The 26,336-nt window shown below is 72.2% G+C and carries 16 protein-coding genes, 1 tRNA gene and 1 rRNA gene; 12 read left to right on the top strand and 6 right to left on the bottom strand.

Annotated elements, in window-relative coordinates; genetic code table 11:
- Nucleotides 1–142 precede the first annotated feature (142 nt).
- Nucleotides 143–259 (top strand): 5S ribosomal RNA (gene rrf, locus ACIPXC_RS09660).
- 5 nt (nucleotides 260–264) lie between these two features.
- Nucleotides 265–340, top strand: a tRNA-Thr gene (locus ACIPXC_RS09655).
- A gap of 48 nt (nucleotides 341–388) precedes the next feature.
- Here the strand turns inward: ACIPXC_RS09655 and ACIPXC_RS09650 are convergent.
- Both ACIPXC_RS09650 and ACIPXC_RS09645 read right to left on the bottom strand, forming a co-directional pair.
- Complete coding sequence (locus ACIPXC_RS09650) at nucleotides 389–529, bottom strand: hypothetical protein (RefSeq protein WP_401615273.1); 141 nt, start codon at nucleotides 527–529, stop codon at nucleotides 389–391.
- Between the two features lie 5 nt (nucleotides 530–534).
- A complete protein-coding gene (locus ACIPXC_RS09645; protein ID WP_401615295.1) occupies nucleotides 535–3,120 on the bottom strand; it encodes a SpoIIE family protein phosphatase in 2,586 nt (861 codons plus the stop codon).
- 168 nt (nucleotides 3,121–3,288) lie between these two features.
- On the opposite strand from ACIPXC_RS09645, the gene ACIPXC_RS09640 reads away from it, so the two are divergent.
- The 8 genes from ACIPXC_RS09640 to ACIPXC_RS09605 all read left to right on the top strand — a co-directional run bounded on the left by ACIPXC_RS09640 (nucleotide 3,289) and on the right by ACIPXC_RS09605 (nucleotide 17,122).
- Nucleotides 3,289–8,811 carry a HAMP domain-containing protein gene (locus ACIPXC_RS09640; protein WP_401615271.1) on the top strand — a complete coding sequence of 1,841 codons (5,523 nt, stop codon included), beginning with the start codon at nucleotides 3,289–3,291 and terminating at the stop codon, nucleotides 8,809–8,811.
- A gap of 276 nt (nucleotides 8,812–9,087) precedes the next feature.
- A complete protein-coding gene (locus ACIPXC_RS09635; RefSeq protein WP_401615269.1) occupies nucleotides 9,088–9,771 on the top strand; it encodes a two-component system response regulator in 684 nt (227 codons plus the stop codon).
- Between the two features lie 115 nt (nucleotides 9,772–9,886).
- Entirely contained in the window at nucleotides 9,887–12,667 is a 2,781-nt protein-coding gene (locus ACIPXC_RS09630; protein WP_401615268.1) for a DNA translocase FtsK, read from the top strand.
- 220 nt (nucleotides 12,668–12,887) lie between these two features.
- Nucleotides 12,888–13,787, top strand: coding sequence for a helix-turn-helix domain-containing protein (locus tag ACIPXC_RS09625; RefSeq protein WP_401615267.1), 900 nt, complete (start codon nucleotides 12,888–12,890; stop codon nucleotides 13,785–13,787).
- Between the two features lie 126 nt (nucleotides 13,788–13,913).
- Complete coding sequence (gene rimO / locus ACIPXC_RS09620; protein WP_401615265.1) at nucleotides 13,914–15,419, top strand: 30S ribosomal protein S12 methylthiotransferase RimO; 1,506 nt, start codon at nucleotides 13,914–13,916, stop codon at nucleotides 15,417–15,419.
- Nucleotides 15,416–16,072, top strand: coding sequence for a CDP-diacylglycerol--glycerol-3-phosphate 3-phosphatidyltransferase (pgsA, locus tag ACIPXC_RS09615; RefSeq protein WP_030962010.1), 657 nt, complete (start codon nucleotides 15,416–15,418; stop codon nucleotides 16,070–16,072). The genes rimO and pgsA overlap by 4 nt, the downstream gene beginning before the upstream one ends.
- On the top strand, nucleotides 16,069–16,635 hold the full coding sequence (locus ACIPXC_RS09610) for a CinA family protein (protein ID WP_401615263.1): 567 nt from the start codon (nucleotides 16,069–16,071) through the stop codon (nucleotides 16,633–16,635). The genes pgsA and ACIPXC_RS09610 overlap by 4 nt, the downstream gene beginning before the upstream one ends.
- A 109-nt stretch (nucleotides 16,636–16,744) precedes the next feature.
- Nucleotides 16,745–17,122: a helix-turn-helix domain-containing protein gene (locus ACIPXC_RS09605; RefSeq protein WP_360871662.1), complete on the top strand. Its 378-nt coding sequence runs from the start codon at nucleotides 16,745–16,747 to the stop codon at nucleotides 17,120–17,122.
- Between the two features lie 458 nt (nucleotides 17,123–17,580).
- On the opposite strand, the gene ACIPXC_RS09600 is transcribed toward ACIPXC_RS09605, so the two are convergent.
- The 3 genes from ACIPXC_RS09600 to ACIPXC_RS09590 all read right to left on the bottom strand — a co-directional run bounded on the left by ACIPXC_RS09600 (nucleotide 17,581) and on the right by ACIPXC_RS09590 (nucleotide 19,918).
- Nucleotides 17,581–18,351, bottom strand: coding sequence for an SDR family NAD(P)-dependent oxidoreductase (locus ACIPXC_RS09600; RefSeq protein WP_401615261.1), 771 nt, complete (start codon nucleotides 18,349–18,351; stop codon nucleotides 17,581–17,583).
- 60 nt (nucleotides 18,352–18,411) lie between these two features.
- Entirely contained in the window at nucleotides 18,412–19,209 is a 798-nt protein-coding gene (locus ACIPXC_RS09595) for an Fpg/Nei family DNA glycosylase (protein ID WP_401615260.1), read from the bottom strand.
- Between the two features lie 136 nt (nucleotides 19,210–19,345).
- Nucleotides 19,346–19,918: a TetR/AcrR family transcriptional regulator gene (locus tag ACIPXC_RS09590; protein WP_401615258.1), complete on the bottom strand. Its 573-nt coding sequence runs from the start codon at nucleotides 19,916–19,918 to the stop codon at nucleotides 19,346–19,348.
- A gap of 122 nt (nucleotides 19,919–20,040) precedes the next feature.
- On the opposite strand from ACIPXC_RS09590, the gene ACIPXC_RS09585 reads away from it, so the two are divergent.
- Nucleotides 20,041–20,748, top strand: a complete 708-nt coding sequence (locus tag ACIPXC_RS09585) for an NADPH-dependent F420 reductase (RefSeq protein ID WP_401615256.1) — start codon at nucleotides 20,041–20,043, stop codon at nucleotides 20,746–20,748.
- On the opposite strand, the gene ACIPXC_RS09580 is transcribed toward ACIPXC_RS09585, so the two are convergent.
- Nucleotides 20,749–25,338 (bottom strand): ATP-dependent helicase, encoded by a 4,590-nt coding sequence (locus tag ACIPXC_RS09580; protein ID WP_401615254.1) that lies wholly within the window; start codon nucleotides 25,336–25,338, stop codon nucleotides 20,749–20,751.
- An 80-nt stretch (nucleotides 25,339–25,418) separates the two neighbouring features.
- Between ACIPXC_RS09580 and ACIPXC_RS09575 the strand changes: the two genes are divergently transcribed.
- Nucleotides 25,419–26,252: an AraC family transcriptional regulator gene (locus ACIPXC_RS09575; protein WP_401615252.1), complete on the top strand. Its 834-nt coding sequence runs from the start codon at nucleotides 25,419–25,421 to the stop codon at nucleotides 26,250–26,252.
- Nucleotides 26,253–26,336: the final 84 nt, after the last annotated feature.

Below are 26,336 nucleotides of genomic sequence, written 5' to 3'. Positions count from 1 at the left end.
CCAGATGTGGAAGCCCGGTAACGGGTGGAGCTGACTGGTACTAATAGGCCGAGGGCTTGTCCTCAGTTGCTCGCGTCCACTGTGTTAGTTCTGAAATAACGAACAGCTGTGATGTCAGCCAGCGTTCAAATTTTCATAGTGTTTCGGTGGTCATAGCGTTAGGGAAACGCCCGGTTACATTCCGAACCCGGAAGCTAAGCCTTTCAGCGCCGATGGTACTGCAGGGGGGACCCTGTGGGAGAGTAGGACGCCGCCGAACAACCCGCCCTTTTAGCTCAGTCGGTAGAGCGTCTCCATGGTAAGGAGAAGGTCAACGGTTCGATTCCGTTAAAGGGCTCCAATGAAAAGGCCCCCGCCACTCGGCGGGGGCCTTTTTGCGTTCCGGTCACTAGTAGCCCTTCCCGCCGTCCACCAGCTCGCGTATCGCGTCCATGTGGTCGGCGTGACGGGCGGTCTCCTCGATCATTCGGGGCGTGTGCGGGGAGTCTGCATGGGCGCCGAGGCCGGCCCAGCGGATCCCCGCCCGCACCGCGATCAGTCGCCCGCCCGCGGGTGGGGGACGCGGAACGCCAGGATCGCCATGTCGTCCGACGCGGGCTCCGCCGCGAAGCGTTCCACCGCCCGCAGAACCCGGGAGGCCACCGCTCCGGCGGTCAGACCGGTGCAGGTCGTGAGGACCTCCGTGAGGCCGTCGTCGCCGAGCATCCGGCTGCCCTCGCGCCGCTCGGTCACACCGTCCGTGACGCACAGCAGGACGTCGCCCGGGTCGAGAGTGACGGTCTGCTCGTACAGGTCCAGGTCCTCGATCACACCCAGCAGGGGCTGAGGTTCCGCGGCCGCGTCGACCACGCCGTTCGGACGCAGGCGCAGCGGGAGCGGGTGACCCGCGCAGACGACCTTCATCAGCGCGCCGCCGTCCGGCTGCGGGTGGAGCTCGCCGTAGAGGAGGGTGAGGAAGCGGCTGCGGGCACCCTCGTCGAGGATGGCCGCGTTGAGGCGCTCCAGGACGGCCGGGCCGCCGAGACCCTCGCGGGCCAGCAACCGCAGCGCGTGCCGGGCCAGGCCGGTCACGGCCGCCGCCTCCGGGCCCGTACCGCAGACATCGCCGATGGCGAAGCCGTACGCGCCGTCGCGGATCGGGAAGACGTCGTAGAAGTCGCCGCCCACCTCGTTGCCCTCGCCGGCCGCGCGGTAGATCACCTCGACCTCCATCCCGGGGATCGCGGGGGAGCCGGGCGGCAGCAGGCTGCGCTGCAGGGAGCGGCTGATCGCGGTGCGCTCGGAGTAGAGGCGGGCGTTGTCCAGAGCGAGGGCGGCACGGCGGGAGAGGTCCTCGGCCAGTTCCAGGATCTCCTGGCGGAAGTGCTCCTCCCGGGGCTTGCCGAGGGTCAGCATGCCGATGACGCGGTTGCGGGCGAGGAGCGGCAGGACCACCGTCTCGCCGCCGACCGCGAGGGCGGCCTCGGGCCACGGGCGGGCGCCGGCCTCACGGACCGGTTCGGGCGGACTGACCCGGGACAGCAGCGCCTTCAGGCCGTCGATGCGGTCCTCGTCCTCGTGCAGGACGTAACTGAGGTACGGGTCCGAGGACTGGTCGGCGATCGTGTAGACGGCGCACCAGGTCGCCAGCGTCGGGACGGTCATCTGGGCCATGAGGGCCAGGGTCTGGTCCCGGTCGAGGGTGCCCGCCAGCAGGTCCGACGCCTCGACGAGGAAGGACAGGGATCCCCGGCGCAGCCGCTCCAGTTCGCCGAGGCGGGCGGATTCCACGGCCAGGGCGATGCGGTCGGCCGCGAACTGCAGGTGCAGCGCCTCCTCGTTCGAGTAGCGGCCGGGGCCCTCGGCGGCTACGCCCAGGGAGCCGGTGAGGCGGCCTTCGACCTTGAGGGGGACCGTGACCGCGGAGCGCATGCCGGTGGCGTCGAGCAGCGGAACGGCCCCGGGGACGGCGACGAGGTCGTCGTGGACGGCGGGCATCCGGGCGGAGCCGTAGCGGTTGGTGCCGGCCTCGACGGGGACGCGGGCGAAGCGCTGGCGGGTGGAGGGCAGTCCGGTGGTGGCCCGGACCTCCAGCTCGGTCTCGTCGTCGGTGGCGAGCAGCAGGAAGGCGGCGTCGGCGTCGAGGAGGTCGCGGGCGCGCTCGACGGTGCGCTGGAGCAGGCCGTCGAGGTCGTCGGGGGCGGGCGAGCCGATGAACACCTCGAACGGATCGGTGGCGCGGGGCTCGGCGAAGTGGCCGCCGTCCGTGGACGGCACCCGTGCCGGGCTCTGCAGCAGGGCGCGCTCGTCGTCGTGGACGAGGAGGCAGACGGTGGACGGTTCGCCGTGGGCGTCGCGGACCCGCAGGTGGGAGGCGTAGACGGGGATGACGCGGCCGTCGGCGCCGCGGACGCCGTAGCTGCCCTCCCAGCGGGACAGCCGCAGGGCCTCGGCGATGCCGGTTCCGGTGCCCGGGGTCTGCGGCCAGGCGGCGAGCTCGGCGAGGGGTCGGCCGACCGCCTTCTCGGCGGGGTGGCCGAAGATGTGCTCGGCGTCCTCGTTCCAGGCGGAGACGGTGTCGGCCGAGTCGACCTGGAGGACGGCGACGCGGACCCGGCTGTCGGCGAGGGGCAGCAGCCGGTCGGGGACGACGGGGCCCGCGGAGCGGGTACCGACCGGCCGGTCCGGCAGATCGAGGCGGAACCACACGTGCTTGTGGGTGCCGGTGTACTCCACTCCCCAGCGGGTGGCCAGTGCGGCGCAGAGCATCAGCCCGCGGCCGCTCTCGCGGTCGGGGTCGGCGTACGGCCGCTCGCCCGGGTGCCGCAGCGGCAGCTCGCGCTCCGGGTAGCGATCGGCGATCTCGACCCGTACGCCGTCCTCGGTGCGCAGGCAGAGGACCTCGGCCCTGGTTCCGGCGTGGACCACGGCATTGGTGACGAGTTCGCTGGTGAGGACCACCGCGTCGTCGACGATGTCCGCGAAACCCCAGCCCTGCAGGGTGTCGCGGACGAACGCGCGAGCGGCGGCGACCGAGCGCCCGAGAGGGTCGAAGCTGGCAGCCGCCCGTGCCGTGATCACGAATCTCCTTCGACGCGGTTGGACATCGGTTGCCAGGTTACTTACCTTCGCGGACGGCAGGGTGCCGTCGTCCGGGAATCCACTCGCAGGGTACGGCCGGTGTGCGATGGTGCCGAAGTGTTATGGCCTGGTTCGGCCAGGGTGAAACACTGGGCAGGCTTGTAGTGCCGGCTTGTGACGAGTCAGGTGTCCGGTGGAACAGCGGTCGACCCTTTCGGGAGGGACACGGTGGAGTCTGGCGCAGTGGTGCGGCGTACGGGAACGCGGCCGAAGGGCGGGCGGTCCCGGCGAGGCGGCACGACAGAGGTCGATACCGCCGCGCTGGACAGGCTGCTCACGGCCCTTGTGTCGATGCGGGACGGAAACTTCCGCAAGCGGTTGACGGTGTCCGGCGACGGCGTGATGGCGGAGATCGCCGCCGTCTACAACGAGGTCGCCGACCGCAACCTCCACCTGACCGGGGAGCTGTCCCGGGTCCGGCGGACGGTGGGCCGTGAGGGGAAGCTCAGCGAACGGCTGGAAACGGGTGCCTGCGAGGGCTCCTGGGCGGCCGCGATCGACGCCTCGAACCAGCTCGTCGACGACCTGGCCCGGCCGGTGTCCGAGGTGGGACGGGTGCTGTCGGCGGTGGCCGAGGGCGACCTGGACCAGCGGATGGACCTGCGGACGCAGGCGGCCGACGGGGTCGGGCATCCGTTGCGCGGCGAGTTCCTGAAGGTCGGGCGCACGGTCAACAACCTGGTCGACCAGCTGTCCGCGTTCACCGACGAGGTGACGCGCGTGGCGCTGGAGGTGGGTACCGAGGGCAAGCTCGGCGGCCAGGCCCAGGTGCGCGGAATGTCTGGTTCCTGGAAGGACCTGACCGATTCCGTCAACACGATGGCGTACCGGCTCACCGCGCAGGTGCGTGACATCGCTCTCGTCACGACGGCGGTCGCGAAGGGCGATCTGTCGCGCAAGGTCACCGTGCACGTGGCCGGCGAGATGCTCCAGCTGAAGAACACCGTGAACACGATGGTGGACCAGCTGTCGTCCTTCTCCTCCGAGGTGACCAGGGTCGCCCGCGAGGTGGGTACGGAGGGCGAGCTGGGCGGCCAGGCCAAGGTGCCCGGGGTCGCGGGTGTGTGGAAGGACCTGACCGACTCCGTCAACACCATGGCCGGGAACCTGACGGCCCAGGTGCGCGGGATCGCGCAGGTGACGACGGCGGTCGCCAACGGTGACCTGTCGCAGAAGGTACGGGTCAGCGCACGCGGCGAGGTGGCGCAGCTGGCCGAAACGATCAACCAGATGACCGAGACGCTGCGGACCTTCGCGGACGAGGTCACGCGGGTGGCGAGCGAGGTCGGTGCCAAGGGCCTGCTGGGCGGCCAGGCGCAGGTGCCGGGGGCGGCGGGGACGTGGAAGGACCTCACCGACTCGGTGAACACGGTCTTCCGCAACCTCACCACCCAGGTCCGGGACATCGCGCAGGTGACCACGGCGGTGGCCAACGGCGACCTGTCGCAGAAGGTCACGGTCGACGTGGCCGGCGAGATGCTGGAGCTGAAGAACACCGTCAACACGATGGTCGACCAGCTCCAGTCCTTCGGCGCGGAAGTGACGCGGGTGGCCCGTGAGGTCGGCGTCGAGGGCGAGCTGGGCGGCCAGGCGCAGGTGCCGGGGGCGGCGGGGACGTGGAAGGACCTCACCGACTCGGTGAACACGGCTTTCCGCAACCTCACCGGGCAGGTCCGCAACATCGCGCAGGTGACCACGGCGGTGGCCAACGGCGACCTGTCGCAGAAGGTCACGGTCGACGTCTCCGGCGAGATGCTCCAGCTGAAGAACACCGTGAACACCATGGTCGACCAGCTGTCGTCCTTCGCCGACCAGGTCACGCGGATGGCGCGGGACGTGGGTACGGAGGGGCGCCTCGGCGGCCAGGCCCGGGTGGAGGGGGTCTCCGGCACCTGGAAGGAGCTGACCGACTCCGTCAACTTCATGGCCGGGAACCTGACCTCGCAGGTGCGTCAGATCGCGCAGGTGACCACGGCGGTGGCGCGCGGTGACCTGTCGCAGAAGATCGACGTGGACGCCCGGGGCGAGATCCTGGAGCTGAAGAACACCATCAACACGATGGTCGACCAGCTCTCCGCCTTCGCGGAGCAGGTGACGCGGGTGGCCCGGGACGTGGGTACGGAGGGTCGCCTCGGCGGCCAGGCGCAGGTGCCCGGCGTGGCCGGTGTCTGGCGCGACCTCACGGACTCGGTGAACGGCATGGCCGGGAACCTCACCTCGCAGGTCCGCAACATCGCCCAGGTCGCCACGGCGGTGGCGCGCGGTGACCTGTCGCAGAAGATCGACGTGGACGCCCGCGGCGAGATCCTGGAGCTGAAGAACACCCTCAACACGATGGTCGACCAGCTCTCGAACTTCGCGGAGCAGGTCACCCGGGTGGCCCGGGAGGTGGGCACGGAGGGCATCCTCGGCGGTCAGGCCGAGGTCAAGGGTGTCTCCGGCACCTGGAAGGACCTCACGCAGTCCGTCAACTTCATGGCGAACAACCTGACCTCGCAGGTGCGCAACATCGCCGAGGTGACGACGGCGGTCGCGATGGGCGACCTCTCGAAGAAGATCACCGTCGATGCCAAGGGCGAGATCCTCGAACTCGTCACGACCGTCAACACGATGGTGGACCAGCTGTCCTCCTTCGCGGAGCAGGTGACGCGGGTGGCCCGCGAGGTGGGCACCGAGGGCATCCTCGGTGGCCAGGCCCGGGTCCGCGGGGTCACCGGCATCTGGAAGGACCTCAGCGACAACGTCAACACGATGGCCGGGAACCTGACGGCCCAGGTGCGCGGGATCGCCCAGGTCTCCGCTGCCGTCGCCAACGGCGACCTGACGAAGAAGGTCACCGTCGAGGCGCGCGGCGAGGTCGCTCAGCTCGCCGACACCGTCAACACGATGGTGAAGACCCTGTCGTCCTTCGCCGACGAGGTGACGCGGGTGGCCCGCGAGGTGGGTACGGAGGGCCGCCTCGGCGGCCAGGCGCACGTGCCCGGGGTGTCGGGGACGTGGAAGGACCTCACCGACTCGGTGAACTTCATGGCCTCCAACCTGACCGGTCAGGTGCGGCAGATCGCCATGGTCACGACCGCCATCGCCAAGGGCGACATGACCAAGAAGATCGACATCGACGCCCGCGGCGAGATCCTGGAACTGAAGACCACCATCAACACGATGGTCGACCAGCTGTCCTCCTTCGCCGACCAGGTGACCCGGGTGGCCCGCGAGGTGGGCACCGAGGGCATCCTCGGCGGCCAGGCCCGGGTCCGGGACGTCGACGGCACCTGGCGGGACCTGACCGAGTCCGTGAACGAGATGGCCGGCAACCTCACCCGGCAGGTGCGCGCGATCGCGGCCGTGGCGACCGCGGTGACCCGCGGCGACCTCAGTCTGAAGGTCGACGTGGACGCGGCGGGCGAGATCCAGGTCCTGCAGGACAACATCAACACGATGATCGTCAACCTGCGCGACACCACCCTGGCCAACAAGGAGCAGGACTGGCTCAAGGGCAACCTGGCCCGGATCTCGGCACTGATGCAGGGCCGCCGCGACCTCGACGACGTCGCCTCGCTGATCATGAGCGAGCTGACCCCGGTGGTCTCCGCGCAGCACGGTGCCTTCTTCCTGGCGGTGCCGGCCGGCGGCACCACCGAGATCGGGACGGACGGGGGCGCGGAGGGCTCGTACGAGCTGCGGATGCGCGGGAGCTACGCGTACGCCGGCGGCCAGATGCCGATCTCGTTCCGGCCGGGGGAGGGGCTGATCGGGGCGGTCGCCGAGGAGAAGCGGACGATCCTCGTCGAGAACACCCCGCCCGGCTACCTGAAGATCTCCTCGGGCCTCGGCGAGGCCCCGCCGGCGCACGTGATCGTGCTGCCGGTGCTCTTCGAGGGGAAGGTGCTCGGCGTCATCGAGCTGGCCTCCTTCACGGGCTTCACGCAGATCCAGAAGGACTTCCTCAGCCAGATCGCCGAGATGATCGGTACGAGCGTCAACACCATCAGCGTCAACTCCAAGACGGAGATGCTGCTGAAGCAGTCGCAGGAGATGACCGAGCAGCTGCGCGAGCGTTCCGACGAGCTGGAGAACCGGCAGAAGGCCCTGCAGGCCGCCAACGCGGAGCTGGAGGAGAAGGCCGAACTGCTGGCCCAGCAGAACCGGGACATCGAGGTGAAGAACACCGAGATCGAGGAGGCGCGGCAGGTCCTGGAGGAGCGTGCCGAGCAGCTCGCGGTCTCGATGCGCTACAAGTCCGAGTTCCTGGCGAACATGTCGCACGAGCTGCGCACCCCGCTCAACTCGCTGCTGATCCTGGCCAAGCTGCTCGCCGACAACGCGGACGAGAACCTGTCGCCGAAGCAGGTGGAGTTCGCCGAGACCATCCACGGCGCCGGCAGTGACCTGCTCCAGCTGATCAACGACATCCTCGACCTGTCGAAGGTCGAGGCCGGGAAGATGGACGTCTCACCGACCCGGATCGCCCTGGTGCAGCTCGTGGACTACGTGGAGGCGACCTTCCGGCCGCTGACGGCGGAGAAGGGCCTCGACTTCTCGGTGCGGGTCTCCCCGGAGCTGCCCGCCACCTTGCACACCGACGAGCAGAGGCTGCTGCAGGTGCTGCGCAACCTGCTGTCGAACGCGGTGAAGTTCACCGACACCGGCGCGGTGGAGCTGGTGATCCGGCCCGCCGCGGGCGACGTGCCGACCGAGATCCGCGAGCAGCTGCTGGAGGCCGGTTCGCTGCGGGAGGCGGACGCGGACCTGATCGCCTTCTCGGTCACCGACACCGGCATCGGGATCGCGGCGAGCAAGATGCTGGTGATCTTCGAGGCCTTCAAGCAGGCGGACGGGACCACGAGCCGCAAGTACGGCGGTACGGGTCTGGGGCTGTCCATCAGCCGGGAGATCGCCCGGCTGCTGGGCGGCGAGATCCACGCGGCGAGCGAGCCCGGCCGCGGCTCCACCTTCACGCTGTACCTGCCGCTGCACCCGAGCGAGCTGCCGCCGCAGGGGTACGCGCCGCCCACGCCGGGAGGCGCCCGGGGCGAGCTGTACCGCCGGTCCCTCGACGGGGCCCGGCCCGGACTGCCGGTTCTGCCGGCCGGGCCCGCGGCGGCTCCGGCGGCGCAGCCGCAGCCCGCGCGGTCCGTGCCGCCGGCGGCGGCCGGACAGAGCGGCGGGTCCGGGCTGTTCCGGCGGCGGCGCAAGGCGCTGAGCGACCTGGAGCCGCGTACGGCGGTGCCGGGACAGCCGCACGCGGAGGGAGCCGAGGACGCCTGGGACGCCGCGGAGCAGGAGCTGCCGACGGTGGCCCGGACGTACGACTTCCGTGGCGAGCGGGTGCTCATCGTGGACGACGACGTCCGCAACGTCTTCGCGCTCACCAGCGTGCTGGAACAGCACGGGCTGGCGGTGCTGTACGCGGAGAACGGCAGGGAGGGCATCGAGGTCCTGGAGCAGCACGACGATGTGAAGGTCGTGCTGATGGACATCATGATGCCCGAGATGGACGGGTACGCCACGACCTCGGCGATCCGGCGGATGCCGCAGTTCGCCGGCCTGCCGATCATCGCGCTGACGGCGAAGGCGATGAAGGGGGACCGGGAGAAGGCGATCGACTCCGGTGCCTCCGACTACGTCACCAAGCCGGTCGACCCGGACTACCTGCTGTCGGTGATGGAGCAGTGGATGCGGGGCAAGTGAGACAGGGGGGAGGGCGGTGGGGAACCGGTCGCTGACGCACTGTGCCCGCGGCGGTACGGTGCGGCGGGGAACGGGGAACCTTCTGCTCTCCCGCCACGTTTCCGCTTCGTGCACAGTGACATCTTGGTGACAGGGTGTGGCGATCTCGGGACTGGGGCTACGATGACCGGCACAAGGACGGACGGCGCACGGGTGTCGTCCTCTGGGGCGGGGCCCGGCGCACAGGCCGGTGCCAGGAGCCGGGGAGGCCCCGTGCCGGGGCGAGGAGGACAGGGCATGGTGCAGAAGGCCAAGATCCTCCTGGTCGACGACCGGCCGGAGAATCTGCTGGCGTTGGAGGCCATCCTCTCCGCGCTCGATCAGACACTGGTCCGGGCATCGTCGGGGGAGGAGGCGCTCAAAGCGCTGCTCACGGACGATTTCGCGGTCATCCTGCTGGATGTCCAGATGCCGGGTATGGACGGGTTCGAGACGGCCGCGCACATCAAGCGGCGGGAGCGGACCCGGGACATTCCGATCATCTTCCTCACCGCGATCAACCACGGTCCGCACCACACCTTCCGCGGCTACGCGGCGGGTGCGGTCGACTACATCTCCAAACCCTTCGACCCGTGGGTGCTGCGGGCGAAGGTCTCCGTCTTCGTGGAGCTGTATACGAAGAACTGCCAACTGCGGGAGCAGGCGGCCCTGCTGAGGCTCCAGCTGGAGGGCGGCGGCTCGAACGGCGTGGACGCCGGCAAGGAGACGGCGGGCCTGCTGGCCGAGCTGTCCGCCCGGCTCGCGGCGGTCGAGGAGCAGGCCGAGGCGCTCAGCAAGCAGCTCGGCGAGGACGAGGCCGATGCCGGCGTCGTGGCGACCGCGGCCCATCTGGAACGCAAACTCACCGGACTGCGGCGGGCCCTCGACGCACTGGAGCCCGGAAGCGCCGGAGGGGCTCCGGCACTGCCCGCGCAGAACTGACCGCGTACGCGTCCGGCTTGGCGGAGCGTCAAAGTGCCTGCCCCGGCGACGACACGAACGGGTGAAGGGGTGGGCACGCGTGTCCACCGGCGCGCGCACCGGTAACCTCGGCCCCATGGCCTCAAGTACGTCCGGCAAGGGTTCCCCGAGCACCGCGGGCACTGCGAAGGGCCGCACCGGCCGTACGACGGCGCCCGCCAAGAAGGCGGCCCCCGCCCGCAAGCCACCGGCGAAGAAGGCCGCGGCCGCCAGGCGCGCCCCGGCCAAGAAGGCCGCGGCCAAGCCCGTGCCGTCCCCGACGAGCGGCGTGCTGCGACTGGTGCGGGCCCTGTGGCTGGGCTGCGCGCACGCGGTCGGCGCGGTCTTCCGCGGGATCGGCCACGGTGCCAGGAACCTCGACCCCGCCCACCGCAAGGACGGCGTCGCGCTGCTGCTCCTCGCCCTGGCGCTGATCGTCGCCGCCGGCACCTGGTCGAACCTGAGCGGTCCCGTCGGGGATCTGGTCACGATGCTGGTCACCGGTGCCTTCGGGCGGCTGGATTTGCTCGTGCCGATACTGCTCGGCGTCATGGCGGTACGTTTCATCCGCCACCCCGAGCAGACCGACGCCAACGGCCGCATCGGCGTCGGGCTGTCCGCGCTCGTCATCGGCGTCCTCGGCCTGGTCCACATCGCCTGCGGGGCGCCCGGCCGCGACGAGGGCACCACCGCCATGCAGAACGCGGGCGGGCTCATCGGCTGGGGCGCCTCCAAGCCGCTGATCTTCACCATGGGCGCGCCGCTGGCCGTGCCCATGCTGGTGCTGCTGACCGTCTTCGGACTGCTCGTGGTCACCGCGACCCCGGTCAACGCGATCCCGCAGCGGCTGCGCCGGCTGGGCATCCGGCTCGGGATCATCGCCCCGAACGAGTACGACGAGGGCTACGGGGAGGACGCGGGCGGCGCCGTCCGGCACGACCCGGAGCGGTGGCGGGCCCGTTCCGGGGCCGGTGCGGCCTCCGGCGATCCCGCGGACGCCGCCGAGGAGGAGGCCCTGGCCCGGCGGCGCCGGCCGCGCCGGACCGCCGCCCGGCCGGCGATCGACCGGGAGATGGACGCCGTCGACGTGGCCGCGGCGGCCGCCGCCGCGCTGGACGGGGTGGTCTACGGCGGCATGCCCCCCTCCCCGCTCGTCGCCGACCTCACCCACGGGATCACCCCCGAGCGGGACGGCACGGAGCTCACCACGCCGGTGCCGACCGCCCGCGGCGAGCGCTCCGCAGCGCCGGCCGGGCCCGCCGCGCCCGCGGGAGAGCCCGCCGGGCAGCCGCACGCCACCACCGCCGCGGCCTCAGGGACGCTGGCGGTGCCCGACCTGACGAAGGCCGCGCCGGAGGCCCAGCCGCTCCCGCCGCGCGCCGAGCAGCTCCAGCTGCGCGGGGACATCACGTACTCCCTGCCCTCGCTGGACCTGCTGGAGAAGGGCGGGCCCGGCAAGACCCGCAGCGCCGCCAACGACGCCGTGGTCGCCTCCCTGCGCAACGTGTTCACCGAGTTCAAGGTCGACGCCGACGTCACCGGCTTCACCCGGGGCCCGACGGTCACCCGCTACGAGGTGACCCTCGGCGCGGCCGTGAAGGTCGAGCGGATCACCGCGCTGACCAAGAACATCGCCTACGCCGTGGCCAGCCCCGACGTGCGGATCATCAGCCCGATCCCGGGCAAGTCCGCGGTCGGTATCGAGATCCCCAACACCGACCGCGAGATGGTCAACCTGGGCGACGTCCTGCGGCTCGCGGACGCGGCCGAGGACGACCACCCCATGCTGGTCGCGCTCGGCAAGGACGTCGAGGGCGGCTACGTCATGGCCAACCTCGCCAAGATGCCGCACGTGCTGGTCGCCGGCGCCACCGGCTCCGGCAAGTCCTCCTGCATCAACTGCCTGATCACCTCGGTCATGGTCCGGGCCACCCCGGAGGACGTCCGGATGGTCCTCGTCGACCCCAAGCGGGTCGAGCTGACCGCGTACGAGGGCATCCCGCACCTGATCACGCCGATCATCACCAACCCCAAGCGGGCCGCCGAGGCGCTCCAGTGGGTCGTGCGCGAGATGGACCTGCGCTACGACGACCTGGCGGCCTTCGGCTACCGGCACATCGACGACTTCAACCAGGCCATCCGGGACGGGAAGATCAAACTGCCGCCGGGCAGCGAGCGCGAGCTCAACCCCTACCCGTACCTGCTCGTGATCGTCGACGAGCTGGCCGACCTGATGATGGTGGCCCCGCGCGACGTCGAGGACTCCATCGTCCGCATCACCCAGCTGGCCCGCGCCGCCGGCATCCACCTGGTGCTCGCCACGCAGCGGCCCTCGGTGGACGTGGTCACCGGGCTGATCAAGGCGAACGTGCCCTCGCGGCTCGCGTTCGCCACGTCCTCGCTCGCCGACAGCCGGGTCATCCTCGACCAGCCCGGTGCGGAGAAGCTCATCGGCAAGGGTGACGGGCTGTTCCTCCCGATGGGCGCGAACAAGCCCGTCCGTCTCCAGGGCGCCTTCGTCACCGAGGACGAGATCGCCGGGATCGTCAAGCACTGCAAGGACCAGATGGCGCCGGTCTTCCGGGACGACGTCACCGTGGGGCAGAAGCAGAAGAAGGAGATCGACGAGGAGATCGGCGACGACCTGGACCTGCTGTGCCAGGCGGCGGAGCTGGTCGTCACCACCCAGTTCGGCTCCACCTCGATGCTCCAGCGCAAGCTGCGGGTGGGCTTCGCGAAGGCCGGGCGGCTCATGGACCTCATGGAGTCGCGGGGCATCGTCGGCCCGAGCGAGGGTTCGAAGGCGCGCGACGTCCTGCTCAAGGCCGACGAGCTGGACGGGGTGCTCGCGGTCATCCGCGGCGAGACCGATTCGTAGCCGTTCGGCGGGCAACCGTTTCCCTTGGGCCCGCGTCAAGTTGAAGAGAAGTGGCGGCACCGCGCACGACATCGCGTACGGCGTCGGACCGCCACGCCGGAGGGGACCTTCGCACACCATTCGGATGGCGTAGGAAGAGCACCCTCCGGTTGCTCCACCCTTTCGTACCCCCCCTAGACTGGACATCCAGCAGGTGGCTACACGCTCGAAAGGCGCCCTTGTGTCCATCGGCAACTCCAACTCCCCCGAAGAAGACCGGCCTTCGACCGACGACCGGTCCGAGGACCGTCTCGTCGAACGTTCCGTCGAAGAGCCGTCCATCGGGACGGCCCTCAAGAAGGCCCGGATCGCCGCCGGGCTCACAGTCGACGAGGTCAGTTCCCTCACCCGCGTGCGCATCCCGATCGTGCACGCGATCGAAGAGGACGACTTCACGCGGTGCGGCGGCGACGTCTACGCCCGCGGTCACATCCGCACGCTCGCCCGCGCCGTCCACCTCGACCCGGCACCCCTGGTCGACAGCTACGACGCGGCCCACGGCGGCAGGCCGGCACCCACCCCCGCCGCGCCGATGTTCGAGGCCGAGCGGATCCGTCCCGAGCGGCAGCGGCCGAACTGGACCGCCGCCATGGTCGCCGCCATCGTCGCCGTGATCGGCTTCGTGGCCTTCACCGCCTTCAGCGGCGGCGACGAGAAGGAAAAGCGCCCGGTGGCGGAAGGTTCCGCCTCCCCCAAGCCCGCACCCAAGCAGAGCGGCGGCAAGCCGTCCGTCCAGCCCTCGCAGGCAGTCCCGCAAGCCGCCAAGCCGGAGCCCTCGGACAGTGCCATCGCCGCCGCGCCCAAGGACCTCGTCACGGTCGTCCTGACGGCCGACACCGGCGAGAGCTGGATCTCCGCGAAGGACTCCACGGGCCGGCTCCTCTTCGACGGCACCCTCGTGCAGGGCGAGTCGAAGACCTTCACGGACAAGGAGTCCATCGACCTCGTGCTCGGCGACGCCGGAGTCGTGAAGCTGTTCGTGAACGGCAAGGAGATCAAGGACGACTTCCAGCCGGGTCAGGTGGAACGTCTCACGTACACCAAGGAGGACCCCTCCCGTGATCAGCCGCAGGCGGGCTGACCGAGGGGCCGTCCCCAGGCAGAAGGCGTGATCCGGGGTCCCCGGGGTGCTGCGAGCACCCCGGGGATCCTGCTGTGCGGGGACGTGCGGCAGGGGCCCGCGTCGGGACGAAGTAGTCTTGAGTCCATGCCCGAACGCCGTACCGTCGCCCTTGTCACTCTTGGCTGCGCCCGTAACGAGGTGGACTCGGAGGAGCTCGCAGGCCGCTTGGCGGCGGATGGCTGGGAGCTCGTCGAGGACGCCGCCGACGCGGACGTAGCCGTCGTCAACACCTGTGGCTTCGTCGAAGCCGCCAAGAAGGACTCCGTAGACGCCCTGCTGGAAGCCAACGATCTCAAGGATCACGGCAGGACCCAGGCCGTCGTCGCCGTCGGCTGCATGGCCGAGCGCTACGGCAAGGAGCTCGCCGAGGCCCTTCCGGAGGCCGACGGAGTCCTCGGTTTCGACGACTACGCCGACATCTCCAACCGCCTCCAGGTCATCCTCGGCGGCGGCAGTGTCGAAGCCCACCCCCCCCGCGACCGCCGCCAGCTGCTACCCATCAGCCCCGCCGCCCGCCAGGCCGCCGACGTCGCCCTCCCCGGGCACGCCCAGGCGCCCGCCGAGGAGCCCGCCGAGGCCCCCGCGGACCTGCCGGAGGGCGTCGCGCCCGCCTCCGGTCCCCGCGCCCCGCTGCGCCGCCGCCTGGACAAGAGCCCGGTGGCATCGGTCAAGCTGGCCTCCGGCTGCGACCGGCGCTGCTCCTTCTGCGCCATCCCGTCCTTCCGCGGGTCCTTCATCTCCCGCCGGCCCAGCGACGTGCTGGGTGAGACCCGCTGGCTCGCCGAGCAGGGCGTCAAGGAGATCATGCTGGTCTCCGAGAACAACACCTCGTACGGCAAGGACCTCGGCGACATCCGGCTGCTGGAGACCCTGCTGCCCGAGCTCGCCGCCGTCGAGGGCATCGAGCGCGTCCGCGTCAGCTACCTCCAGCCCGCCGAGATGCGCCCGGGCCTGATCGACGTGCTGACCTCGACGCCCAAGGTCGTGCCGTACTTCGACCTGTCCTTCCAGCACTCCGCTCCCGACGTGCTGCGCGCCATGCGCCGCTTCGGGGACACCGACCGCTTCCTGGAGCTGCTGGACACCATCCGCTCCAAGGCCCCGCAGGCCGGCGTCCGCTCGAACTTCATCGTCGGGTTCCCCGGCGAGACGGAGGCCGACTTCGCCGAGCTGGAGCGTTTCCTCACCCACGCCCGCCTGGACGCGATCGGTGTGTTCGGCTACTCCGACGAGGACGGCACCGAGGCCGTCACCTACGAGAACAAGCTGGACGAGGACACGATCGCCGAGCGCCTGGCACACATGCAGCGGCTCGCCGAGGAGCTCACCGCCCAGCGTGCGGAGGAGCGGATCGGCGAGACCCTGGAAGTGCTCGTGGAGACGGTCGTCCCCTTCGACGAGGCCGAGGAGGGCGAGGGGGCCTACGGTCGCGCCGCGCACCAGGCCCCCGAGACCGACGGCCAGGTCGTCTTCACCGACGGCACGGGCCTGGTCCCCGGGCGTATCGTCATGGCGAAGGTGGTCGGCACCCTGGGAGTGGACCTGGTCGCCGAGCCCCTGGACATCGACTTCGAGGAGGCGGCCGGATGACCGGTGTCCCGGCATCTGCGGCGGGCGGGACCGGCCGTCGGCCCGTACCCGGCGCGAAGCTGGGGGCCGCGGCGGTCGATCAGGCCAGCCTGTGGAACATCGCCAACATCCTGACGATGATCCGGCTCGTGCTGGTGCCGGGATTCGTCCTGCTGCTGCTGGCCGACGGCGGGTACGACCCGGCGTGGCGGGCCTGGGCCTGGGCGGCGTTCGCCGTCGCCATGATCACCGACATCTTCGACGGGCACCTGGCCCGGACGTACAACCTGGTCACGGACTTCGGCAAGATCGCCGACCCCATCGCCGACAAGGCGATCATGGGGTCGGCGCTGATCTGTCTCTCCTGGCTGGGCGACCTCCCGTGGTGGGTGACCGGGGTGATCCTCGGACGCGAGCTGGGGATCACGCTGCTGCGCTTCTGGGTCATCCGCTACGGCGTGATTCCGGCCAGCCGCGGCGGCAAGCTGAAGACGCTGGCCCAGGGCACGGCCGTGGGCATGTACGTGCTCGCGCTGACGGGTGCGCTGGCGACGATGCGCTTCTGGGTGATGGCGATCGCGGTCGTGCTGACCGTCGTCACCGGTTTGGACTACATCCGCCAGGCGATCGTGCTGCGTCGCCGGGGTATCGCCGCGGAGCGGGCCGCGCGGTGACCGGAGGGGCGGGGGATTCTCCGGAGGCGCGGGGGAGTGCCGGAGCGGGCGAGGGGCGCACGGTCGCCGCGTACGCGCTCCAGCTACTCGCGGAGAGTGACCAGACCGTCGCCGTCGCGGAATCCCTGACCGGCGGCATGGTCGCGGCCGAGTTGACGGCCGTTCCCGGTGCCTCCCGGTCGTTCCGCGGCTCGGTCACGGCGTACGCGACGGAGATCAAGCACCGGGTCCTGGGTGTGGACGCCGCCCTGCTGGACGCCGAGGGTGCGGTGAACGCCCAGGTGGCAGCTGAGATGGCGGCCGGTGTGCGCCGGGTGATGGGCGCTTCGTGGGGAATCGCGACGACCGGGGTGGCCGGTCCGGAGCCGCAGGACGGGCAGCCGGTGGGCACCGTTTTTGTCGCCGTGGACGGTCCGACGGGCAGGAAAACGGTCCTGCTGAGGTTGAACGGCTCCCGGGCGGAAATCCGTAGGGAGAGTGCACGCACAGTGCTCGAGCTTCTCGCGGACGAACTCCGAGAGAATGCGCGGGGGCAGGATACGGAACAGAACGGGGGGATTTGATGTTTGCAGCCCTGAGTGAACACGACATCGCTCCCCGCACGGCCGCGGCGCGAGGCGGTACGGTGGGGCGTGAAGGATGCGGCTACACGGTCAGAGGAGGGAGCCACCGATGATTCTGCTCCGTCGCCTGCTGGGTGACGTGCTGCGTCGGCAGCGCCAGCGCCAGGGCCGTACTCTGCGCGAAGTCTCCTCGTCGGCCCGAGTTTCGCTCGGCTATCTCTCCGAGGTGGAGCGGGGGCAGAAGGAGGCATCCTCCGAGCTGCTCTCCGCGATCTGCGACGCGTTGGACGTACGGATGTCCGAGCTGATGCGCGAAGTCAGTGACGAACTGTCGCTCGCTGAGCTGGCACAGTCGGCCGCGGCAAGCGAACCGGTCGGCGTACCGGTCCGCCCGATGCTCAATTCGGTCTCGATGGCTTCGGTCGCGGGTCCCGAACGGGTGACCATCAAGGCGCCTGCGGAAGCGGTGAATGTCGTAGCCGCGTGAGCGAGCACGTGCGTGGTTGAGCTTGGCCGGAGCCCCGGCCGGTGCGTGGAGCACCGGACGGGGCTCCCGGCCGTTCTGGGTGCGGGCGCGGGGGGCGTGCGAGACGATGGGGCCGTCCGGCTCCCGGCCCCTGGAGGTGTCAGTGCGGACGTCGCTGCGCATACCCGCGGTGTCGGCTCTCGCGCTGACGGTGGGGGCCCTGTGGTGGTGGGCCGTGCTCCGGCTGGTGCTGGCTCCCGCGGAGTCGGGGGCCGTGGAGGGTGCGGTGGCCGTGGGTGGCTGGAGCCTGGGACTGCTGCCCGTGCACTGCGTGCCGGCGCCCCTGCGCAGGATCCGGCGGGCCGACCGGAGGGCCGGGGATGCCGGGTACAGGGACGGGGGCGGGGACGGCCCGGGGCCCGGTGGCGGCGAGGCGGGGGCGGACGGAGCGGTCGGGGCGGTCGGTGCTGCGGACGCGGCTACCAGGGCATCGATACGCCGCCGTTCGGACGCAGGATCTGGCCCGTCATGAAGGACGAGGCGTCCGAGGCGAGGTAGAGCACCGCCTGCGCGATGTCCTCCGGCTCGCCGACCCGGCGCAGGGGTGACATGCGGACCATGGCCGCCTCGGTCTGCGCCTGGGCCTCGGGGTGGTGGCGTTCGGTCATCGGGGTGCGGATCCAGCCGGGGGCGACGGCGTTGACCCGTATGCCGTGCGGGCCGGTCTCGGTGGCGAGGGTCCTGGTGAGCTGGACGACGGCGGCCTTGGAGGCGCTGTAGCAGAGCAGGCCGGGCCGGGCGGCGTCCACGGCGCCGGAGGCCATCGTGACGATCGATCCCGGGCGGCCCGCCGCGATCATCGAGCGGGCGGCTTCCTGGCAGGTGCGCAGGACTCCCTTGAAATTGACGTCCAGCACCCGGTCGAGGTCCTCGTCGGCCGTCTCCAGGACGCTGCTGGTGTGCATGATCCCGGCGATGGCGGCGGCGATGTCGAGCGGGCCCGCCGCGGTGACGGCCTCGCGGAGCGCGGCCCGGTCGGTGACGTCGAGGGGATGGACGGTGGCGCCGCCACCGGCCTCGGCCGCCAGGGCGGCCGTCTCGGCCAGCCCCTGTTCGTCGCGGTCCGCGCAGTGCACGTGGGCGCCGGCGGCGGCGAGCAGGACGGCGGTGGCGCGGCCGATGCCGCCGGCGGCTCCGGTGACCAGGGCGGTGCGGCCGGCGAGGTCGTACGAGGCGGTGGGTGTGGGCATGCCGGGACGGTACGACCGGATCTGACGGGTAGTCAATCGTCGTGTGGCCTCCCGCCCGGTTCAGGGTGCGGGGCCCGACTGGCAGCGGGGGCACCAGTAGGTGGGGCGGTCGTCCTGGGGTGCCTCGCGCACCGGGGTGCCGCAGCGCAGGCAGGGGCGGTGGCTGCGGCCGTAGACGAAGAGTTCCTGGCCGCGTCGGCGGATGCCGGTCGTGTTGCGCCGGTGGCCGGGCTCGTCCCCGCAGTTCGCGGCGAGCAGCCGGTGTGCCGCGGACGCCAGGCGGGGAAGGTTCTCCTCGGGGAGCCCGCCGACCGGGGTCCATGGGGTGACCTGGGCCAGGAAGCACAGCTCGGCCTTGTAGACGTTGCCGATCCCGGCGAGGTTGCGCTGGTCGAGCAGGGCCTCGCCCAGGGGGCGCTCCGGCGCGGCGAGGAGGTTGCCGGCCGCCCGGACGGGATCCCAGTCCGGCCCGAGGACGTCGGGTCCGAGGTGGCCGACGGCGCGGTCCTCCTCGGCGGTGCGGATCAGCTCCAGGACGGGGAGGCGGTAGCCGACGGCGGTGTGGTCGGCCGTGCCGAGGACGGCCCGCACCTCGTGGTCCGGGCCGCCCCGCCACTTCTCGCCGGCGGCGAAGACGCGCCAGGCGCCGTCCATGCGGAGGTGGCTGTGCAGGGTGAGGCCGCCCTCGAAGCGGGCGAGGAGGTGTTTGCCGCGCGGGATGACGTCCAGGGTGACGCGGCCGGTGAGGTCCGCGGTGGCGAAGCGGGAGACGCGCAGGTCGCTGCGGGTCAGTTCACGGCCTGCCAGGACCGCGTGCAGGCGGGTCGCCGCGCGCCGGATGCTGTCGCCTTCGGGCATGCCCCCATTGTCGCCCCCGGGCGCCCCGCCCCCGCGCGGGGCGCCCGGGGGCGGGTGCGGCTCGCGCTGCGGCGGGGCGGGCGCCCGCTTCCGGCGCACCCGGTGCGGACCGGCCGCGCGGGACCGGCGGGGGCGGTCACGGCCGCCGGGGCAGGAGGGCGTGGGCGAGGACGGCCAGGACCTCGTCGCGGGTCGGCGGGACGGGGGCGTTCATGGCGTGCAGGCAGAGACCGGTCATCAGAGGGGCCGCCGTCGCGGCGGCCGTCGGCCCGAGCAGGGGGGCCAGGGTCTCGGCGGTGGTCCGGGCGGGCAGGCTCGCGGCCTCGCGCAGCTCCGGGCGGCGCAGGGCTGCGGCGTGCAGCTCGTACTCGACGACCATGGCGGTGCGCCCCTCGCCCAGGCAGGCCATCACGCCGTCGGTCAGCGCCTCGACGACCTGCTCCGGGTCGGCATCGGCGTGGGCCTCGGCCCAGTGGCGCACGAAGGAGGCGAACCGTTCGGCGGCGCGTTCCAGGGCGGCTCTGATCAGCGCCTCGCGGTCGGCGAAGTGGTAGGTGGTCGAGGACAGCGACACGTCGGCCCGTTCGGCGATGGCCCGGTGCGTCAGTCCCTCCAGCCCGCGTTCCGCGATCAGTTCCTCGGCCACCTCGGCGATGCGCTCCCGCCGGTTCGGGTCGTGTCGGCGGGTTCTGCGGGCTTTCTCGGTCACTGTGGTCAGGCTCCTTCCGGGTGCGGATCACTTTCGCACAGAATCATTGGTACGTACGTCCGTACCGATGTTAGGGTGGAGGAGTCATCGGGAGGGGACACCACCAGGAACGGAGCACCACCATGAAGATCGCAATCCTCGGTACCGGCGCGGGCGGCCGCGCGCACGCGGCCAAGCTGCTCGGCCTCGGGCACGAGGTGTACGTCGGCACCCGCGACTCCCAGGTCACCCTGGGCCGCACCGAACCGGACTTCATGGGCGTCGAACCCTTCGGCCAGTGGCTCGCCGACTACCCCGGCATCGAACTGCGCAACTTCGGCGACGCCGCCGCGGCCGCCGACTTCGTCGTCAACGGGATCGACGGGGCCAACGCGGTCGGCGTCCTCACCGGCATCGCGGACCACCTGGCCGGCAAGACCCTGATGGACTACGCCGTCCCCTACGTCTACAACCCCGAGCAGGCGCACCCCTGGCCCACCCCGTGGGGCGTGATGCCCGCGCTCGACCCCGTCGACCACGACAGCCTCGGGGAACGGATCCAGCGCGCGCTGCCGGAGGCCAAGGTGGTCAAGGCCTGCGTCACCCAGGAGCAGGAGACGGTCGTCGACCCGCGGGCCGTCGCGGGCGGCGACCACACCATCTTCATCGCCGGTGAGCACGCGGACGCCAAGGAGCAGGTCACCGAGCTGCTGCGGTCCTACGGCTGGCAGGACGTCCTCGACCTCGGCCCGCTGGTGAGTTCCCGCGGCATGGAGATGTACGCCCACATGCACAGCGCGATCCAGTTCGCGCTCGGCGGCGCCCGCTTCGGCATCAAGGTGATGCGCTGATCACTGCCGCAGCCGCAGCCCCCGGGGCGTGGCGTGGAACCCGGCGGATTCGAGCGAAGGCCCGAGGGGCGAGGTGAGCGCGGCCGCGGTGTTGATCCGCTCCACCGTCAGCGCCGGCAGGGTGCCCGCGCGGCAGCCGGCGGCCAGGGCGGTGACCGCAGCCGTCAGACGGGGGTCCTCCGGGCCGGGCCAGGCCAGCAGGGTCTTGCCGCCGCGCTCCAGGTACAGGGTGAGCTCCCCGTCCACCAGGACCACCAGGGAGCCCGCCTTGCGGCCCGGCTTGTGGGTGGCGCCGGCCGGCGGCTCGGGCCAGGGCAGGGCCGCGCCGTACGCGTTCGCCGGGTCCGCGGCGGCCAGCACCACCGCCGCCAGCGGGGGCGGGGTCCGCTCGGCGGCGCGGAGCCGGTCCACCGCGCCGTCCATCGCGAACTGGGCCGCGCCCAGCCCCTCGACCACATAGCCCCGGCGGGCCTGCCCGCTGTCCTCGAAGGCCGACAGGACGCGGTAGACCGCGCTGAAGCCCCCTTCGACCCCCTCGGCGGCGACGGCGCCGCGCGTCACCACCCCGTGCCGGTCCAGCAGGGTGCGGGCCAGCGCGTGGGCCCGGTGGGTCGGGTCGGGTGCCGGGGACGGCAGCAGCGACCAGCGCCCGGAGACCGTGGGCGGGCCCGTACGGGACACCGTCGCGCTCAGGGTGCCGTACCGGCCGCGCGGGACGGTGCGCCGGGCCCGGTGGGCCGTGGAGCCCGCTGTACGGCCCGAGCCGAGGAAGGAGCGCAGCGGGGCGAGGGTGTCGTTGGTGAGCCGGCCCGACCAGGCCAGATCCCACACCGCCTCGGAGAGGGCGACGTCCGAGACCTCGGGGAACTCGGCGCGCACCGCCTGTGAGATCTGCCGGAAGAACAGGCCGTACCCGCCCGAGAGGGCCGTCAGGACGGCCTGCTGGAGCGGACTCGGCTCCAGCGGGTGCGCCGGTGGCAGGAGCAGGGGGGCGGCGTCCGCGAGATAGAGCGAGACCCAGCCGTCCTTGCCCGGGAGGGCTCCGGCCCCCGCCCAGACCACCTCACCGGTGGTCGTCAGCTCGTCCAGCAGGCCGGGGGAGTAGTTCGCCACCCGCGACGGCAGGATCAGCCGCTCCAGCGCGGAGGCCGGCACCGGGGCGCCCTGGAGCTGCTCGACCGCCCGGGCCAGGCCGTCGAGGCCGCGCAGCGCCCCGCCCAGGTGCTGCCACTGCGGCAGGAAGGTGGCCAGCGAGGTCGGCGGGACCGGCTCCAGCTCCTGGCGGAGCGCGGCGAGGGAACGGCGGCGGAGCCTGCGCAGCACCGTCGCGTCGCACCACTCCTGGCCGATGCCGGCCGGGTGGAACTCGCCCTGCACCACCCGTCCCGCCGCCGCGAGACGGTGCAGGGCGCCCTCGGTCACCGCTGCGCCCAGGCCGAAGGCGGTGGCCGCGGCCGCCGTGGTGAACGGCCCGTGCGTGCGGGCGTACCGGGCCAGCAGGTCCCCCAGCGGGTCCTTGACCGGCTCGGTGAACGCCTCCGGGACACCGACGGGCAGCGCGGTGCCCAGCGCGTCCCGCAGCCGCCCCGCGTCCTCGATCGCCGCCCAGTGGTCCGCGCCCGCGATCCGGACCCGGATGGCGCGGCGCGCCGCAGCGAGCTCCTGCGCCCAGGCCGGATCCGCCCCGCGCGCCGTCAGCCGGTCCTGCGTCAGCGGCCCCAGCAGGCGCAGCAGGTCGGCCACGGACTCGGCGTCCTTGGCCCGCCGGTCCTCGGTGAGCCACTGCAGCTCCCGCTCCAGCTCCTCCAGCACCTGCGCGTCGAGGAGCTCGCGCAGCTCCGCCTGACCGAGCAACTCGGCCAGCAGCCGCGAGTCCAGCGACAGCGCGGCCGCCCTGCGCTCGGCCAGCGGGGAGTCGCCCTCGTACAGGAACTGGGCGACGTATCCGAAGAGGAGCGAACGCGCGAAGGGGGACGGCTCCGCGGTCGTGACCTCGACCAGCCGGACCCGGCGCGCCTCGATGTCACCCATCAGCTCGGTCAGGCCCGGCACGTCGAAGACGTCCTGGAGGCATTCGCGTACCGCTTCGAGGACGATCGGGAAGGAACCGAACTCGGAGGCCACCTGGAGCAGTTGGGAGGCACGCTGGCGCTGCTGCCACAGCGGGGTGCGGCGGCCCGGACTGCGGCGCGGCAGCAGCAGGGCACGGGCCGCGCACTCGCGGAAGCGGGAGGCGAACAGCGCGGAGCCGCCCACCTGGTCGGTGACGATCCGGTCGACGTCGCCGTGGTCGAAGGCGACGTCGGCCGCGCCGAGCGGCGCCTGCTCGTCGTCGAACTCGAAGGCGGGCGCCGCCGCCGGGTCGTGGTCCAGCAGGTCCATGGACAGCAGGTCCGCGTCGGGGAGGCGGAGCACGATGCCGTCGTCGGCGTGCATCACCTGCGCGTCCATGCCGTACTTCTCGGCGAGGCGCGCGCTCAGGGCCAGCGCCCACGGGGCGTGCACCTGCGCACCGAACGGCGAATGGACCACCACCCGCCAGTCGCCCAGCTCGTCCCGGAACCGCTCCACCACGATGGTCCGGTCGTCCGGTACGTGGCCGCAGGCCTCGCGCTGCTCGGCGAGATACGCCAGCACGTTGTCCGCGGCCCAGGCGTCCAGCCCGGCCGCCACCAGCCGCAGCCGGGCGTCCTCCTCGGCGAGGGCGCCGAGCTCGCGCAGGAACGCACCGACCGCACGCCCCAGTTCCAGCGGTCGGCCGAGCTGGTCACCCTTCCAGAACGGCAACCGGCCCGGCACCCCGGGGGCGGGCGTGACCAGCACCCGGTCGCGGGTGATGTCCTCGATGCGCCACGAGGTGGTGCCCAGCGTGAAGACGTCACCGACACGGGACTCGTAGACCATCTCCTCGTCGAGCTCCCCGACCCGCCCGCCGCCCTTCTTCGGGTCCGAGCCGGCCAGGAAGACCCCGAAGAGCCCGCGGTCGGGAATGGTGCCGCCGGAGGTGACCGCGAGCCGCTGGGCCCCCGGCCGGCCCGTGACCGTGCCCGCCACCCGGTCCCAGACCACGCGCGGCCGCAGTTCGGCGAAGGCGTCCGACGGATAGCGGCCCGCCAGCATGTCGAGCACCGCCGTGAACGCCGACTCCGGGAGCGCCGCGAACGGCGCCGCCCGCCGCACCAGCGCGAGGAGGTCGTCCAGCTGCCAGGTGTCCATCGCGACCATGGCGACCAGCTGCTGCGCCAGGACGTCGAGGGGGTTGGAGGGGATGCGCAGGGACTCGATCGCCCCCGTCCGCATCCGCTCGGTGACCACGGCCGCCTGGACCAGGTCGCCCCGGTACTTGGGGAAGACCACCCCGGTGGAGACCGCGCCCACCTGGTGCCCGGCCCGGCCCACCCGCTGCAGCCCGGACGCCACCGACGGCGGTGACTCCACCTGCACCACCAGGTCCACCGCGCCCATGTCGATGCCCAGTTCCAGGCTGGAGGTGGCGACCACGGCCGGCAGCCGGCCCGCCTTCAGGTCCTCCTCCACCAGGGCCCGCTGCTCCTTGGACACCGAGCCGTGGTGCGCCCGGGCCAGCAGCGGCGGGGCGCCCAGGGCGGCGCCGGACTGGGCCATGACCTCGGCCGGTGACGCGTGCTCGGGCAGCTTCTCGCCGACGGCCCGTTCGTACGCGATCTCGTTGAGCCGGTTGCACAGCCGTTCGGCGAGGCGGCGGGAGTTGGCGAACACGATCGTCGAGCGGTGCGCCTGCACCAGGTCCGCGATCCGCTCCTCGACATGCGGCCAGATCGACGGCCGGTCCCCGCCCTCCCGGCCCTCCGTCGCGGGGGAGGCCCCCACCTCGCCCATGTCCGGCACCGGGACGACCACCGACAGGTCGAACTCCTTGGCCGACGGCGGCTGCACGATCTCCACCCGGCCGCGCGGCGCGAGGTACCGGGCGACCTCGTCCACCGGCCGGACCGTCGCCGACAGGCCGATCCGGCGCGCCGGACGCGGCAGCAGCTCGTCCAGCCGCTCCAGGGAGAGGGCGAGGTGCGCGCCGCGCTTGGTCCCGGCGACCGCGTGCACCTCGTCCACGATCACCGTCTCGATCCCGGTCAGCGCCTCCCGCGCGGCCGAGGTCAGCATCAGGAACAGGGACTCGGGCGTGGTGATGAGGATGTCCGGCGGCCGGGTGGCCAGCGACCGCCGCTCCGCCGCGGAGGTGTCGCCGGAGCGGATCCCCACCCGGATGTCCGGCTCCGGCAGCCCGAGGCGGACGGACTCCTGCCGGATCCCCGTCAGCGGGCTGCGCAGATTGCGCTCGACGTCGACGGCCAGGGCCTTCAGCGGCGACACGTAGAGGACCCGGCAGCGCTTCCTGGACTCGGCGGGCGGCGGGGTCGAGGCGAGCCGGTCGAGGGCGGCGAGGAACGCCGCCAGGGTCTTCCCGGAGCCGGTGGGCGCCACCACCAGCACGTCCGAACCCTCCCCGATGGCACGCCAGGCACCCTCCTGCGCGCTCGTGGGCGTGACGAAAGCCCCCGTGAACCACGAGCGGGTCGCGGGGGAGAACGAGTCGAGCGCAGCGCCTGCCATGCCCCCATCGTGCACCCGGCCACTGACAACGCCCCGGACCTGGGCAAACCCGCGTCGGCGGCAGGACGCAGAATGGGGGGATGGGGACGGAAGAAGGCCGCCGGGAGTGGGCCCGGCACTGGCAGTACCCGGAGCTGCCCGGGCTGGACCTGCTGCGCGCCCACTACGTACGCCACACCTTCCCGCGCCACGCGCACGACGGCTACGTCATCGCGGCCGTCACCGGCGGCATCGAGGAGGTGGGCCTGCCCGGCCACGTCGTGCGCGCCGGACCGGGCAGCGTGGTCCTGATCAACCCCGAGGTGCCCCACACCGCGCGCGCCGGGGCGCCCGAGGGCTGGGCGTACGCCACGCTCTACCCCTCCAGCGGCCTGATCGCCGAGGTCGCCGCCGAGATGGGCCTGCTGCGCGGTACTCCCGGTTTCACCGCGGACATCGTCGCCGACCCGCAGGCCTCGCGCACGATCACCGAGGTCCACCGGGCCGCCGAGGCCGGGAACGCACTGGCCGCCGACACCCTCCTGCGGGGCGTCGTCGCCCGGATGCTGACCCGGTACGCCGGACCGCTGCCCACCCGTACGGTCCGCGGCGGCGGCGCCACCGAAGCGGCGGCGGCCCGGGCCGTGCTGGAGGAGCGCCTGGCGGACCCGCCGTCCCTGGAACAGCTCGCTGCGGAACTGGGCACGAGTCCCTTCGCCCTGCTGCGGGCCTTCCGGGAGCGCTACGGGATGCCGCCGCACACCTGGCTGACCGATGCCAGGGTCCGGCGGGCGCGCAGGCTGCTCGACGCGGGCACCCCGCCGGCCGAGGCGGCGGTCGCCGTCGGCTTCACAGACCAGCCCCACCTGAACCGGCACTTCACCCGCATCGTGGGCGTCCCGCCGGGCGCCTACCGGCGGGAGCGGGCCGCCTAAGGGCTGTCCCGCAATCCCCGGCGGGCGCACGACGCCAGCTACGGCACCTCGCTGCGTTGTCGGAACGCCCGAATACGCCCAGTA

It is taken from the genome of Streptomyces sp. NPDC090021, assembly GCF_044748225.1.
In the GTDB taxonomy this organism is placed as follows: Bacteria; Actinomycetota; Actinomycetes; order Streptomycetales; family Streptomycetaceae; genus Streptomyces.
This window is presented reverse-complemented; position numbering and strand designations above follow the sequence as displayed.

Excerpts from the sequence above, each read along its gene's own strand:
- ACIPXC_RS09635 (WP_401615269.1), top strand. The coding sequence starts at position 9,088 with ATGGTGCAGAAGGCCAAGATCCTCCTGGTCGACGACCGGCCGGAGAAT.
- ACIPXC_RS09630 (WP_401615268.1), top strand. The coding sequence starts at position 9,887 with ATGGCCTCAAGTACGTCCGGCAAGGGTTCCCCGAGCACCGCGGGCACT.
- rimO (WP_401615265.1), top strand. The coding sequence starts at position 13,914 with ATGCCCGAACGCCGTACCGTCGCCCTTGTCACTCTTGGCTGCGCCCGT.
- pgsA (WP_030962010.1), top strand. The coding sequence starts at position 15,416 with ATGACCGGTGTCCCGGCATCTGCGGCGGGCGGGACCGGCCGTCGGCCC.
- ACIPXC_RS09605 (WP_360871662.1), top strand. The coding sequence starts at position 16,745 with ATGATTCTGCTCCGTCGCCTGCTGGGTGACGTGCTGCGTCGGCAGCGC.
- ACIPXC_RS09600 (WP_401615261.1), bottom strand. The coding sequence starts at position 18,351 with ATGCCCACACCCACCGCCTCGTACGACCTCGCCGGCCGCACCGCCCTG.
- ACIPXC_RS09595 (WP_401615260.1), bottom strand. The coding sequence starts at position 19,209 with ATGCCCGAAGGCGACAGCATCCGGCGCGCGGCGACCCGCCTGCACGCG.
- ACIPXC_RS09585 (WP_401615256.1), top strand. The coding sequence starts at position 20,041 with ATGAAGATCGCAATCCTCGGTACCGGCGCGGGCGGCCGCGCGCACGCG.
- ACIPXC_RS09580 (WP_401615254.1), bottom strand. The coding sequence starts at position 25,338 with ATGGCAGGCGCTGCGCTCGACTCGTTCTCCCCCGCGACCCGCTCGTGG.
- ACIPXC_RS09575 (WP_401615252.1), top strand. The coding sequence starts at position 25,419 with ATGGGGACGGAAGAAGGCCGCCGGGAGTGGGCCCGGCACTGGCAGTAC.